The organism is Vibrio sp. YT-19(2023) (assembly GCF_033337395.1).
Genome location: NZ_JAWOQN010000985.1, coordinates 1 through 549 on the forward strand (window position 1 = coordinate 1; position 549 = coordinate 549).

At 51.5% G+C, this 549-nt stretch carries 1 pseudogene; it reads right to left on the reverse strand.

The window, feature by feature from the left end:
• Positions 1-549: pseudogene (locus R7E78_RS29575) on the reverse strand (DNA cytosine methyltransferase); the annotation flags it as partial.

Consider the following 549-nt stretch of genomic DNA (forward strand, 5'->3'; position numbering starts at 1 on the left):
GAATAGACAGCCAATTGACCATCCATAATGTTGAAGGGCATCCCCTGTTTTTTCGCTGCCGGTGACAGCTTGAGAGTGCCCTTTGCGTCAACCAATGCCGTTGCCCAATGGAAGTCTTCACCACCGATCACCGGCTGTGATTCATCCACGACTTCGACCATGATTGGCATCATTCCAACCCAGCTCCACAGGCTGTTCCCTAATGCGAGGGCTAAAGCCTCGAACGCGGGAAAGACTACCGATTGCCCGAGAATCTGGTGGGCAATAGTGTCCGACAGACCTTGGATGAGTTCCTCTGGTATCCCTTTCACTCGACAATGTTCTGTCGGTGTAAAGATGCGAGACAACTCCGGCTGTTCTGGATGAACAATGAAAGGTTCGGTACTTCTGCATTTTGCATAGTCCTTACCTATGGTGCCGCAAAACTCATCGTCGCCAGTCAGAAGCTGGCGAGAGAACCCCTTGCCAGCAGCTTTGTCTCTCAACTCCTTCTCAGCCAGATAGTCAAATGACTTCCAACGTTCAGAATCGAGCGGAACTGGCTCCAGG